Origin of the sequence: Novosphingobium sp. Leaf2, from assembly GCF_001421325.1 — a bacterium.
Taxonomy (GTDB): domain Bacteria; phylum Pseudomonadota; class Alphaproteobacteria; order Sphingomonadales; family Sphingomonadaceae; genus Novosphingobium.
In genome coordinates, this window is record NZ_LMJY01000001.1 from 154,439 (window position 1) to 167,123 (window position 12,685).

The following is a 12,685-nucleotide window of genomic DNA, read 5'->3' on the forward strand; positions in this document are numbered from 1 at the left end:
CGCTTCTGCTTGTGGCGATCGCGCTGTTCGTCGGGCTGGGCGTCTGGCAGGTGCAGCGCCTGCACTGGAAGCATGCGCTGATCGCGCGGGTGGACGCCCGCGTGCACGCCGCACCCGTGCCGCTGCCCGGGGATGATCGTGTGCGCGCGGACGATCTTGAATATCTGCGGGTCCGAGTGTCCGGTGCGTACGAAGGAGATGCCACCGCGCTGGTGCGCGCCGCGACCGACTATGGCACCGGATACTGGGCGATGACGCCGCTGCGGCTGGGTGATGGCCGTCAGGTGTGGATCAACCGCGGGTTCGTGCCGGCGGGTACGAGTGCCAAGTCAGCAGGAGCATCCGCGCCGTCCGGCACGGTGACGGTGGTCGGGTTGCTGCGGCGAAACGAGCCGGGGGGCAGCTTGCTGCAAGCCAACCGCCCGGCGGACGACCGCTGGTATTCGCGCGATGTGCAGGCGCTTGCCGCCGCTCGCCGGATCGGCCCGGTGACGCCCGCCTTCGTCGACGCCCAGCAGGAGCGCTGCATCGCGCCCGCATCAGGTAGTGTCCGTCCGATACCTGGCCTGACCCAGATCCATTTTCCTGACAATCACCTGATGTACGCGCTGACCTGGTTCACAATGGCGGCGCTATCGGCCGGCGGGCTGGTCCACGCGTGGCGGCGGGCGTGATGGAGCGGCTGGCTGCGCTGTTTGCGCCGCCAGCGCTGGCCGGCAGCGCGCCCAGCCGCTCCAGCTTCGTGCTGCTCACCCAGTTGCGCTGGATTGCGGTGTTCGGGCAACTGGCGACGATCATCGTGGTGGCGACCGTGCTGAAAGTGCGATTGCCGCTTGCGCCGCTGCTGCTGGTTCCGCTGCTGCTGATCGTCGTCAACCTGACGGTGGCTGGCATCGTCAATCGCCGCCGCGCGTTTTCCCAGCGCGAACTGTTCATGGCGCTGCTGATCGATGTGGTGGCGCTGTGCTGGCAGCTGTATTATTCGGGCGGCGCGACCAATCCGTTCACCTTCCTGTTCCTGCTGCAGATCGTGATCGGCGCGATCATCCTGGAGGCGCGGTGGAGCTGGCTGGTAGCGCTGAACGCCAGCTTATGCATGGCGCTGCTGACCTTTCGCTACAGGCCGCTGGCGCTGCCGCCTGCCTACGCCACCGACCCGTTCCAGCTCTATATCCAGGGCAGCCTGTTCTGCTTCGTGCTGGCGGCCGTTCTGCTCACCGTGTTTGTGGTGCGGCTCGATCGCAATCGCCGGGAAAGCGACGGGCAGCTGGCTGCGCTGCGCCAGCAGGCGGCGGAGGAGGATCACATCATCCGCATGGGGCTGCTGGCGTCCGGCGCCGCGCACGAACTGGGCACGCCGCTGTCGTCCATCTCGGTCATCCTGGGGGACTGGAGCCGGGAGCCAGCCATCGCCAACGATCCCGACATGGCCGCCGATCTCGCCGACGTGCGACGCGAACTGGCGCGCTGCAAGACGATCGTGTCCGGTATCCTGATGTCCGCCGGCGAAGTGCGCGGAATCGATCCGGCGGCCACCGGCGTGCGGGCCTTCATCGAAGACATCGCCGGCGAATGGCGCGCGCGCCTGAACGGCGAAGTGCGGCTGATCGACCAGGTGGCGCAGGACGTGCCGATCATCGCCGATCCGGGCCTGCGGCAGGTCATCGGCAACGTGATCGACAATGCCGCCGAAGTCTCACCCCACCTTGTCGTGATCGAGGCGTGGCTGGAGGGCGATGGCGCCGATGCCGTGCTGGTGCTTACCGTCAGCGATCGCGGGCCGGGCTTCCCGCCCGAGATGCTGGGGCGCATCGGTCAGCCGTATGCTTCCACCAAGGGCCGGGACGGGGGCGGTCTTGGCCTGTTCCTGGTGGTGAACGTCATCCGCAAGCTGGGCGGCAGCGTGGCGGTCGAAAATCGGCCTGGCGGCGGCGCCAGCGTGCAACTTGCCATCCCGCTTGCTACACTGGCGCTCGAACCGGCAGGAGCACGCGGTGATGATCGAACCTGACGACACTACCGCCGCCACTACCGGGGGCGCCGCGCTGCTGATCGTGGAAGACGATCCCACGTTCGCGCGCACCTTGCGGCGCTCGTTCGAGCGGCGGGGTTATGAGGTGGCGTCCGCGGGCAGTCCGGAAGAGGCCGAGGCGCTGTTCATGGCCCGGACTTTCGATTTCGCCGTCGTCGATCTCAAGCTGGGCGGCGCGTCCGGTCTGGTCGTGGTGGAGGCGCTGCACACACATGCACCGGAAACCCGGATCGTGGTGCTGACCGGTTATGCCAGCATCGCCACGGCCGTGGAGGCCATCAAGCTGGGCGCTTCGCATTATCTGGCCAAGCCGTCCAACACCGATGACATAGAGGCGGCTTTCGCCAGCGTGCGCGGGGACGCGGGCGTGCCGCTGGAAGGGCGCAAGAGCTCGATCAAGACGCTGGAGTGGGAGTACATTCACCAGACGCTGGTGGAATGCGACTTCAACATTTCCGAAACCGCGCGGCGGCTGGGCCTCCACCGCCGCACGCTGGCGCGCAAGCTGGAGAAGCGGCAGGTGTAAGAGGGCGCCGCGGCGCACCTGGTATGCCGCGCTGCAACATCCCGCTTGCGCAGGCGTTGCCGATAGCATGCTTTTGTTCAATCGGGCTTCCCGTGCCGGCCTTCGGCAAACGGGCAACGATCATCCGGGGTTGTTCAGCCGGCGTGGCGCGGTGCTGTTTGCGCGTAACGCTGTCGCTTCGGGGGCCTGCTTCTGCCTCGACATGGCGCTGATCTGGCTGCTGGTATCGCGCGCCGGCGTGGACAAGTTCGTGGCGGTGACGACCGGATTTCTGGTCGCCAACTCGCTCAATTACCTGCTGGCCCGGCTATGGGTGTTTCCCCACAGTGATCGCGGCATGTTCGCGGGCTATCTGTTTTATGTCGCGAATGCCTGCATCGGCCTCGCGGTCATCCTCGCCGGCTTTGCGCTGCTGACGGGCCTGCTGGGCACGCATTACCTGCTGGCGCGGGTAATCGTTTCGGTATGTGCCGGCACACTGGTGTTCGTGTTGAACGCCACCCTCAACTTTCACGAGGTGTGATAGTCCCAGCAGATTGACCGTGGGCAAACGAAAAGGCGGCTCTTTGCAAAGCCGCCTTCCCATCCTCTCAACCAGAAATCTGTTGGCGTATCAGTGCGCCGAAGCAAGGCTGGTTTGCATGTACGCGAGCGGATTAACCGCTTCGCCATCGACGCGCACTTCGTAATGGAGGTGGGGACCGGTGGAGTTCCCAGTGCTGCCTACGAAGCCGATCACATCGCCCTTGTGGACGTGCTGGCCTTCAGCAACGTTGAGGCGCGACATGTGGCCGTAACGGGTCTGCATTTCGCCGCCATGCTCAAGCGACACGAACAAGCCGTAGCCACTGAACCAGGAGGCACGGCTGACGATGCCGTCTGCGGTGGCGTAGATCGGAGTGCCGACCGGGGCGGCCAGATCGACGCCCTTGTGCTGGCGGCGACCGCCGAGAATGGGATGTTCGCGCATGCCGAAGGTGCTGGTCATGCGGTCTTGCGCGAGCGGGTTGCGGGAGGGGATGGCCACCGATGCCAGGCCACCAACGGCTGCCTTGGGCTTGGCGGCGGCAAAACCGGTTTCTTCAAAGTTCTGCCAGGAACTGAAAAGCTTGCTGAACTGTTCGTCTTCACCGCCTGCTGCAGGCTGGTTGGGCGATTGTGCGGTGCGAAGGGTGGCGGCAATATCGGCGGAGGCAGCAGCGCTGTTGGCTAGGGCCGGTTGCGCTGCGATGGAAAATCCCGCGATGGCGACGAGGCCAGTAACTGCGCGGAACTTGGCGAAAAATTTCGTTACGACCACTAGCAATACCTTGCTGTCCGCCACCTTGCGCAAGCAAGCAGCGTTATATTGAGCGCAGCACAAAGCACTGCGCCAAGAATATACTGAGATGGTCGGAACCCCCCGCCGTCTCGTGAGCAGGGTTATGCCTGCGCTGCGAAGTTAGGCAATAGGCGCGTAAAAATCCCGCGACAGACCGGCTGCAAGCCGCGCTGAGTCGTTGAACGGTGGTTTAATGGTTCCCCGAAAGTAACGAAAAACTAATGATTTCCACCATTTTGCGGGGTCTTCCCCAAGCCGCGCCGCCATTTCGATGAAATGCGTTGCGCCGAATCGAACATGCACGATCTCATCGTCAAGGATTCGTTCGAGGATCGCTGCGCCCTTTTCATCGCCGGCGTGGCGGGTGCGCTCGATCGTCATCGGCGTGATATCGAGCCCGCGTGCCTCTAGCACCATTGGCACGATCGCCAGCCGCGCCCCCACGTCGTGCCGGGTCTCATACGCCGCGCTCCACAAGCCGTCGTGAGCCGGCAGGGCGCCGTAAAAGCTGCCGAGTGCCCGCAAGTGCCGTTCGATCATCGCGAAATGCATGGCTTCGTCCGCCGCCACCTTGAGAAAATCGGTGACGAAGCGCGGCCCCATGTCGGCCCCGAAGCGCCCCGCCATGTCGAGCGCGAGGTCGATCGCCACAAATTCGATATGCGCCAGGGCATGCCACAAGGCGATGCGCCCGCGCTGCGATCCGCCCTTGCCGCGCCGGGGCATGCGGGCCGGGGGCAGCAGTTCGGGTCGCTCCGGGCGGCCGGGCACGTCGGGCATCGCAGTTTCGAACGCAAAGTCCAGCCGGCCCAGGCGCCAGTCACGCGCTGCCTTGCGCGCGGCCATCACCTTGGCGCGCGGATCGCATTCGTGCAGCGCAGCGGCGATGGCTGCGGAAACGGAAGGTTGCATAGCCTGGGGTCTGCCGGGTGATGGCTGCTTACAGGGCCTTGGCCGCTTCCAGCACTTTGGCGGCGTGGTCCTTGACCTTTACCTTGTCCCAAACCTGCGCGATCGTGCCGTCACTGTCGATCAGGTAGGTGGTGCGCACCATGCCAAGATAGGTGCGGCCATAATTCTGCTTTTCGGTCCAGATGCCCAGCGCATCGGAAAGACCGTTCTGCTCCGCATCGGTAGCCAGCGGGGCCTTGAGATCGTTTTTGGCGATGAAATTCTGGTGCTTTTTCGCCGAATCCTTGCTCACCCCCAGCAGCGCCGTATCGGCGGCTTCGAACTGTGCGTGCAGCGCCGAGAAATCGAGGTTTTCGGTAGTGCAGCCCGGCGTTGCATCCTTGGGGTAGAAGAACACCACCAGCTTGCGTCCGGCAAAGTCGGACGGTTTCACGCTGCCGCCGTCCGGCGTTTCCAGCGCGATATCGGGGAAGGGGTCACCGATGTGGGGGCGGGTCACTGCTCTATCTCCAAAGTTTCGCCAAAGACTTCGCGCCAAGCCTTGGCAACATGCGTGCGGGCACGCGTGAGATCCTGCACCAGCGCGTCCCAGTTTGCATAGCCGCATGCGCGGCCCAGCGCCATGCATGCCGCAGGGGCGGGCGGTTTGGCGTCACGCGCCAACAAGCGCATGGCAACCAGCAGGCGGGTAAGCGCGTCGTGCGCATCGACCAGGGCGGGCGCTATCAAGCCTGCGGCGGCAAGCGCGCGCACGGCATCGCCCAGGTCGGGGGTCAGCCCGGTGCTGCGTTCGCGCAGTTGCAGATAGTGGACGATGAATTCCAAGTCGACGAGGCCGCCGCGCAGCAGCTTGACGTCAAGCGGGCCGGCGGCGGGTTTGTGCCGGGCCATCTTCGCGCGCATTTCCAGCACATCGTAGCGCAGTTTCACCGGATCACGCGGGGCGGTGAGCACATCATGCAGCGTGCCCGACAGCACATCGCGCGCGGAGGCGGAGCCGTACAGGGGCCGGGCGCGGCACAAGGCCATGTGTTCCCAGGTCCAGGCCTGTTCGTGCTGGTATCGCGCGAAACTGTCTAGGCTGGCGGCCGGCGGGCCTTGTTCGCCGGACGGGCGTAACCGGGTGTCCACCTCGAACAACGCGCCCTGCGCGGTCGCCACCGACAGTGCGGAGATCGTCCGCTGCGACAAGCGGTTGTAGTAATGCGTTGCGCCCAGCGGACGGCGACCGTCCGATTCGGCGCGGAAGTCTCCGCTGAACAGAAACACCAGATCAAGGTCCGAGGCGTGGGTGAGCACGCCGCCGCCCATGCGCCCAAGGCCCAGGACGAGCATCTCGCTGTTCGGCACCTGCCCGTGGACGGTGCGAAATTCCGCCACTGCCAAGTCCGTCAGCACGGTCAGCGCGGCATGGGCGATGCGGGCGAGCGCATGGCCGATGGCGATCGGGTCGTTGGCCCCTTCGATCAGCTGCACGCCCAGCTTGAACCGCAGTTCGCCCACCTTGCGGCGCACCGCGTCCAGCTTGCGCTCGTAATCGTCGCCCGCCTCGAAGCGGGTGAACTGCGCGATCAGGTCCTCAACCGGGCCGGGCAGATCGAAGGCGCTGGCATCGATCAGCGAATCCAGCAGGTCGGCCCGGCGCGCCAGATCGTCCGCCAAGGTCGGGGCCAGCCCCAGTATCCGGGCGAGCATGTCCAGCAGGGCTGGCCGGGCTTCCAGCAGGTTGAACAGGTTGATGGCGCTGGGCAGGTTGCCCAGCAGCTGCTCCCAGCGGGCCAGCGCCCGTTCCGGATCGGGCGCGGCGGCCAGCGCGGCGAACAGGTCTGGCCGGATCGCGGCGAACGCGGCGCGCGCCGCATCGGTGCGCAGTGCGCGCACTTTGCCGTCCAGCCAGCCGCGAATACGCTCGGCCAAAGCGCCGGGCGCGGCGAAGCCCAGCCCGTCCAGTTCCTCTTCCAACGACGATTGGTCCGGCATCGCCACCGATATGCTGCCTTGCGGGGTGTTGGCCATCACCAGCGCGTCGTAGCGCGTGCCCACCTGCGCGGTGATTGCGGCCACCTCGTCCAGCAGCGCCGCGCCGCTGGGGAGCCCATCCAGCAAGGCCACCGCTTCGATGGCCTCTGCGGTCTTGGGCAGGCTGTGGGTCTGCTGGTCCTGCATCATCTGCAGGCGATGCTCGATGGTGCGCAGCCGGTCGTAGCTTTCGCCCAGCAGCACCGCATCGTCGCTGCCGATCAGGCCAGCGGCAGCGAGCGCGTCCAGCGTGGCGCGGGTGCCGCGCAGACGCAGCGCAGGGTTGCGCCCGCCGTGAATCAGCTGGTGGGTCTGCGCATAGAACTCCACCTCGCGAATGCCGCCGCGCCCTTTCTTGAGGTCGAAGCCGGGGCCTACTTGCGGACTGCCGCGCGTGCTGGCGCGGATCTGCGTGGTCAGCCGCCCGATCTCGGCGATGGCCCCGAAATCGAGGCTGCGACGCCACACGAAGGGGCGGATCGCGGCCAGGAACGCCTCTCCCGCCGCGATGTCGCCCGAGCAGGCGCGGGCGCGGATAAAGGCGGCGCGCTCCCACGTCAGCGCAGAGGATTCGTAATGGGTCAGCGCGGCGTCCACCGGGATCGCCAGCGGGCTGACTTCAGAAGCCGGGCGCAGGCGCAGGTCGACGCGAAACACATAGCCTTCGTGGTCCACGCGTGAGAGCGTCTCGACGACCGCGCGCGCTACCCGCTGCGCGGCCTCGCCCGGCTCGTCCCGCTCGCGGCGGGGCAGGAGGGCGGGGTCGAACAGCAGGATCGGGTCGATGTCCGAGCTGTAATTCAGCTCGCCCGCGCCATGCTTGCCCAGCGCCAGCGCGAAAAAGCCCTTGGGGCCAGCGGGATCGAAGTCCGGCGCGCGGCGGCGGATACCGGCGTCGATCGCGGCATCGAGCGCGCGGTCCGCGAAGGTGGACAACGCGCCGGTCACCTCTAGCAGCGGGAACGCGCCGGCCAGGTCGCCGATCGCCAGCACCAGGGACAGCGCCAGGCGTTCGCGGCGCAGCGCCGCGCCGGTATCGGGCGCGCTGTGGCCGGCGTTGCGGGCATAGGCCAGCGCGGCGTCAGCCTCGCCTGCCGCCAGCAACTGCGCCAGATCCGGCAACCGGCCAAGCGCGCCGGCCAGGAACGGGGCGTGCGCACGCGCACGCGCAAGGGCGCTGGTCCAGTCCGGGGTCATGCCTGGCGTCCTGCCGCGACGCGGCGCGCAGGGCAAGCGCTTCGTACGCGGCCATGCTCCCTTGAACCGGGCGGCGCGCTCTGGCACCTGTGCGGCCATGAAACATCTGCTGGCTTTCGCTGCCCTTGTGACGCTTGGCGTCTGCACCGCCGCTTCCGGGCAGGACGATGGGCCGCTGCCCAAGGGCACGGCCTTGCGGCCACCGCAGGATGCGGGCGCCACGCCCGACGTGCCGGTGCCCTTGATGCAGGCGATCACCAAGCGGTTGTCCGCCGACGATTTCGAAGGCCGCGCCCCCAGCACCGCGGTAGAGCCAAAAATCCTCGATTACATCGTGGCGCAGTTCAAGGCGGCGGGGCTGCAGCCGGGCAACAAGGGCCAGTGGCTGCAACCGGTGCCGACCGTGGAAATCACGGGCAGCCATCACACGCCGCTGGTGGTGTCCGGCGCGGGCGCGCCGCTGTCCTTCGCGTTCGGCGCGGATTACGTGGCGGGCACGTATCGCGTTACGCCGCGCTCGCAGGTGAAGGACAGCGAACTGGTGTTCGTGGGCTATGGCATCAACGCGCCGGAGCTGGGCTGGAACGATTACGCCGGCGTCGACATGAAGGGGAAGACGGCGGTTATCCTCGTCAACGACCCGGATTATGCGATGGCGGGCGAAGATGGCCTCTTCAAGGGCCGGCGGATGACTTACTACGGCCGCTGGACCTACAAGTTCGAGGAAGCAGCCCGGCAAGGTGCGGCCGCCGCGCTGATCGTGCATGACACGTTCCCGGCAGCCTATGGCTGGAACGTCGTCAACTCCAGCTGGACCGGCGCGCAGTATTCCGTGCAGAAGCCGAACGACGGCATGGACCAGACCATCGCCAACGGCTGGATCCAGAAGCCCGTGGCGCAGGCGATCCTCAAGGCTTCGGGCAAGGACCTGGCCGGCCTGACGGCGGCGGCGCAGCGAAAGGGCTTCCGCGCCGTGCCGCTGGGTCTCAAGGTCAGCTTCGGGTTCGACAATGCGATCCGCCGCGCCACCTCCAACAATGTGGTGGGCGTGCTGCCCGGCACTACCCGTCCTGACGAAGTGGTGCTGTATTCCGCGCACTGGGACCATCTGGGCCACTGCGCCCCGGTAAAGGACAGCGCCAAGCCCGCAGACGATATCTGCAACGGCGCGGTGGACAATGCCGATGGCGTCGCCGCGCTGACCGCACTGGCGAAGATGAACGCCGAAGCCGGTCCCGCCGCGCGCAGCCAGGTGTTCGTGGCGCTGACGCTGGAGGAATCGGGGCTGCTGGGGTCGGAATACTACGGCGCCAATCCGGTCTACCCCCTTGATCACACCGTGGGCGGGGTGAACATGGACGCGCTGCTGCCGGTGGGCCCGGCGCGCTCCTACACCATGACCGGCGGGGACAAGTCCGAGCTTGCGGACTTGTATCGCAAGGCGCTGGCCGACCGCGCCTTGACGGACGTTCCCGAAGATCACCCGGAGCGCGGCGGCTATTACCGTTCGGACCATTTCAGCCTGGCCAAGCGCGGCGTTCCGATGTTTAGCGTGGAGCGCGGCAACGATCTGGCGAACGGCGGTGTCGCCGCCGGCGAAAAAGCCGCGCAGGAGTACACCGATCACCGCTATCACGCCCCGGCGGACGAGTATTCTCCCGATTGGGACTGGTCCGGCATCGCCCAGGATGTGGAGCTGTATTACGCGCTGGGCCGCGAACTGGCGGACGGCACCATGTGGCCGAACTGGCGCAAGACCGACGAATTTCGCGCGATTCGCGACAAGGCATGCGCGGCCGCAACCGGCGGGTGTCATCCCCGATGAGCTATGCGCTTGCGCCAGAATGGCACCCGCAGGACTGGATCTGGATCGGCTTTCCCCATGACCCGGTGGAATGGCCCGGCTACCTTGAGCGCGCGCAGGAACAGATCGCCGCGTTCGCCAGCGCCGTGGCCGACAGTGGACAGGAAGTGCGCCTCCTGGTGCGCGACGAGGCCAACCGCGCCCGCGCCCTCGAACTGGTGAGCGGCAAGGTCACGCTGGAAACCCGGCGCTACGGCGATGTATGGCTGCGCGATACCGGGCCGCTGGTGGTGACCGACGGGCATGGCGGGCGCAAGGCGATGCGCTTTGGCTTCAACGGCTGGGGCGGCAAATACCTGATGGATGGCGACCAGGACATCGGCGAGGAACTGGCGCGCGAGGCCGGGCTGGAGGTCGAGACCGGGGACTGGATTCTGGAGGGCGGAGCGCTGGACGGGGATGGCACCGGGCTCGTCGTCACCACGCAGCAGTGCCTGCTCAACCCCAACCGCAACCCCCATTTGTCGCCCGCCGACATCGAAATGCGCCTCAAGCGCGATCTGGGGTACGACCGGGTGCTGTGGCTGGGTGAGGGGCTGATCAACGATCATACCGACGGCCATGTCGACAATCTCGCGCGGTTCGTGGGGCCAAACCATCTGACCCTGCCGGGCGCCACCGGGCCGGAAGATCCCAATGCCGCGATCTATGCCGATGCCAGGGCGCGCGCCGAGGCAATGGGCGTCATAGTCACGCAGGTGCCGTCTCCGGGCCGGGTGGAAGCGGACGGGCGGATAGAGCCGGCCAGCTACATGAACTTTGCGATCACCTCGACGCTGGTGGTGGTGCCGATCTACGGCACGCCGCATGACGAGGACGGGGTGGCCGCGATCGCCGCGCTGTTTCCCGATCGCGATACCGTGGGGATCATGGCCGATGCGGTGCTGGCCGGCGGCGGCTCCTTCCACTGTTCCAGCCAGCAGATGCCGGCGGCCTGAACGCTGCACGCTGCACGCTTAACGCTTTGGCAACCACTGCGCGCGCAGGATGCCGGCTATGGCCCGCATCATCACCTTTGCCCACGCGCTTCCCGTCCGATCGACGGCGCTGTTGCGCCCGGTCGTGGTTGCAGGCTGCGCACTGGCGCTGATTCTGGCACGCCACTCGCTCGCGCTTTGACACGGGCCAAGGCCTCTCTTTTCATTTCAAACTGCTGATTTATCGCGGTTGCTGCACTGCACACCGCATGGGTGCGCTGCAGCAAACTTTTGTTGCATTATGCATAAACGAACGAAACCGAGGATGACCATTTTGGCGTCAAACGTCGCTTTCGAAAGGCTTGTTATGCGTAACCTCACCCCAGCGGAAAAGACCCGCCTGCGCGAAGCGCTGATGGGCAATGGCCTGCTTTTGCTGTTCGGCTGCCTGGTGCTGGCGTTCCTGGTCTCGGTAGACCGCATGAACTGGTTCGCGATCCGCCCGGCCACCGGAACATCGATCGCCATGGCCCGTTCGACCGAGGCTGGCGACACCAACGTGAAGCCACAAAAGGCTGTTGCAACCCTTGCGCAGCGTCCCCGCACGGAGCCTGCTTCGCACCAATGATCGTTTCCAAATTTCCCAGCCCCACCCGCATCGTCCGGGAAGTCTGGAAACCGCTGACGGTGCTGTTCGTATGGGACGTCATCGTCACCATAACGTATTACGTCCTGCCGTTCGATGCGCCGGAACTGCCGGTGACGCTGTTCGGCACCGCGCTGGCGCTGTTTCTGGGCTTTCGCAGTAACTCGGCCTACCAGCGCTGGTGGGAAGGACGCGGGCTGTGGGGTCTGATGATCAACGCCAGCCGCAACCTGGCGCGCGCCGCGTGCAATTTCATGCCTGATCCGGAAGCCGCCGATTTCAAGCGTCGGATCGTGCGGCGGCAGATTGCGTATGTGAACGCGCTGCGCTGCCAGTTGCGCCGCCTGCCGCCGGACGAGGAGGTGATTCGCCTGCTCCCGCAGCACGAGGCGGACCTTGCGCTGGGCCGCACCAACGTGGCGAACGGTATTCTGGACGGCACCGGGCGCCGCATCGCAGAGGCGCGCAAGCGCGGCTGGCTGGACACCATCCAGGAATCCCGGATGGAATCGGTCCTGATCGACATCGCCAATGCGCAAGGCGGCATGGAGCGGCTCAAGAATACGCCGCTGCCGTCGCAATACCGGTTCCTGCCTGTGCTGTTCACGCACCTGTTCTGCTTGCTGCTGCCGATCGGGCTGGTGGAGACGCTGCAGTTCGCCACCCCGCTGGGCTCCACTATCGCAGGGCTGATGTTCCTGGCGGTGCTGACGATCGGCGATGATCTGGTGGACCCGTTCGCCAACGACGTGCACGATCTGCCGCTCAACGCCATGTGTCGCACCATCGAGATAGATCTGCTGCAGGCAATCGGCGAGGAAGCACCGCCGCCGGTCCAGCCGGACAAGCACGGCGTGCTGTGGTGACCGGTTGACGCTGCGCTAACGCGGTCTAACAGGGCCCATGGCCAGAGCAGACCGTCTCGAACGCATGGAAAACCTTCGCCTCGACCTGGAGGCGGAGTATCGCGCCGCCTTGATGGCCGCGCTGGAAGCGGCGGCGTCCGGTATGCGCGGGCTGCTGGACCCATCGGTGGACAAGGCCACGCGCGCCAAGGCCGCACCGGTGTTGGACGATCTGGCAGAGCAGGCCGCGCAGATCGACGACTTGCGCGAAAAGCTGGATATGGAGCCTTTCGCGCTTCACCGCGATTTTCTGGCGCGGCGCAGGCCAGCCAAGGCGCACGAGGTGGGCGAGGCGAAGCAGGCCCGCGCCTGGCTGGATGTCTTTAAGGCGCAAGCGTAAGCGCAG

14 protein-coding genes are annotated in these 12,685 nt (G+C 66.3%); 10 read left to right on the forward strand and 4 right to left on the reverse strand.

The features are described 5' to 3' along the window. Positions 1 to 11 precede the first annotated feature (11 nt). The 4 genes from ASE49_RS00800 (at position 12) to ASE49_RS00815 (ending at position 3,081) form a co-directional block, all read left to right on the forward strand. Positions 12 to 674 (forward strand): SURF1 family protein, encoded by a 663-nt coding sequence (locus tag ASE49_RS00800; RefSeq protein ID WP_056767555.1) that lies wholly within the window; start codon positions 12 to 14, stop codon positions 672 to 674. Next, the gene (locus ASE49_RS00805; protein ID WP_056768617.1) at positions 674 to 2,011 is read left to right on the forward strand and encodes an ATP-binding protein; all 1,338 of its coding nucleotides are present in this window, start codon (positions 674 to 676) and stop codon (positions 2,009 to 2,011) included. The genes ASE49_RS00800 and ASE49_RS00805 overlap by 1 nt, the downstream gene beginning before the upstream one ends. Then, positions 1,998 to 2,558, forward strand: coding sequence for a response regulator transcription factor (locus ASE49_RS00810; RefSeq protein WP_056767558.1), 561 nt, complete (start codon positions 1,998 to 2,000; stop codon positions 2,556 to 2,558). The genes ASE49_RS00805 and ASE49_RS00810 overlap by 14 nt, the downstream gene beginning before the upstream one ends. Before the next feature lie 67 nt (positions 2,559 to 2,625). Beyond that, positions 2,626 to 3,081, forward strand: coding sequence for a GtrA family protein (locus ASE49_RS00815; RefSeq protein WP_056767562.1), 456 nt, complete (start codon positions 2,626 to 2,628; stop codon positions 3,079 to 3,081). Between the two features lie 90 nt (positions 3,082 to 3,171). On the opposite strand, the gene ASE49_RS00820 is transcribed toward ASE49_RS00815, so the two are convergent. The 4 genes from ASE49_RS00820 to ASE49_RS00835 all read right to left on the reverse strand — a co-directional run bounded on the left by ASE49_RS00820 (position 3,172) and on the right by ASE49_RS00835 (position 8,007). Next, entirely contained in the window at positions 3,172 to 3,858 is a 687-nt protein-coding gene (locus ASE49_RS00820; protein WP_082456266.1) for a M23 family metallopeptidase, read from the reverse strand. A gap of 141 nt (positions 3,859 to 3,999) precedes the next feature. Then, complete coding sequence (locus ASE49_RS00825; protein WP_056767566.1) at positions 4,000 to 4,791, reverse strand: ferritin-like domain-containing protein; 792 nt, start codon at positions 4,789 to 4,791, stop codon at positions 4,000 to 4,002. 28 nt (positions 4,792 to 4,819) lie between these two features. After that, a complete protein-coding gene (locus tag ASE49_RS00830; RefSeq protein WP_056767569.1) occupies positions 4,820 to 5,290 on the reverse strand; it encodes a peroxiredoxin in 471 nt (156 codons plus the stop codon). Then, positions 5,287 to 8,007 carry a bifunctional [glutamine synthetase] adenylyltransferase/[glutamine synthetase]-adenylyl-L-tyrosine phosphorylase gene (locus ASE49_RS00835; protein ID WP_056767573.1) on the reverse strand — a complete coding sequence of 907 codons (2,721 nt, stop codon included), beginning with the start codon at positions 8,005 to 8,007 and terminating at the stop codon, positions 5,287 to 5,289. Before ASE49_RS00835 ends, ASE49_RS00830 begins: the two co-directional genes overlap by 4 nt. A gap of 97 nt (positions 8,008 to 8,104) precedes the next feature. Between ASE49_RS00835 and ASE49_RS00840 the strand changes: the two genes are divergently transcribed. The 6 genes from ASE49_RS00840 (at position 8,105) to ASE49_RS00860 (ending at position 12,679) form a co-directional block, all read left to right on the forward strand. Next, positions 8,105 to 9,832 (forward strand): M28 family peptidase, encoded by a 1,728-nt coding sequence (locus ASE49_RS00840; RefSeq protein ID WP_056767577.1) that lies wholly within the window; start codon positions 8,105 to 8,107, stop codon positions 9,830 to 9,832. Next, entirely contained in the window at positions 9,829 to 10,809 is a 981-nt protein-coding gene (locus ASE49_RS00845; protein ID WP_082456267.1) for an agmatine deiminase family protein, read from the forward strand. The genes ASE49_RS00840 and ASE49_RS00845 overlap by 4 nt, the downstream gene beginning before the upstream one ends. Positions 10,810 to 10,867: 58 nt before the next feature. Continuing rightward, positions 10,868 to 10,990, forward strand: a complete 123-nt coding sequence (locus tag ASE49_RS18815) for a hypothetical protein (protein ID WP_268778231.1) — start codon at positions 10,868 to 10,870, stop codon at positions 10,988 to 10,990. Between the two features lie 165 nt (positions 10,991 to 11,155). Beyond that, complete coding sequence (locus ASE49_RS00850; protein ID WP_056768619.1) at positions 11,156 to 11,416, forward strand: hypothetical protein; 261 nt, start codon at positions 11,156 to 11,158, stop codon at positions 11,414 to 11,416. Further along, positions 11,413 to 12,300: a bestrophin family protein gene (locus ASE49_RS00855; RefSeq protein ID WP_056767585.1), complete on the forward strand. Its 888-nt coding sequence runs from the start codon at positions 11,413 to 11,415 to the stop codon at positions 12,298 to 12,300. The genes ASE49_RS00850 and ASE49_RS00855 overlap by 4 nt, the downstream gene beginning before the upstream one ends. Before the next feature lie 37 nt (positions 12,301 to 12,337). Beyond that, entirely contained in the window at positions 12,338 to 12,679 is a 342-nt protein-coding gene (locus ASE49_RS00860) for a hypothetical protein (RefSeq protein WP_056767589.1), read from the forward strand. The last annotated feature ends 6 nt before the right edge of the window (positions 12,680 to 12,685 follow it).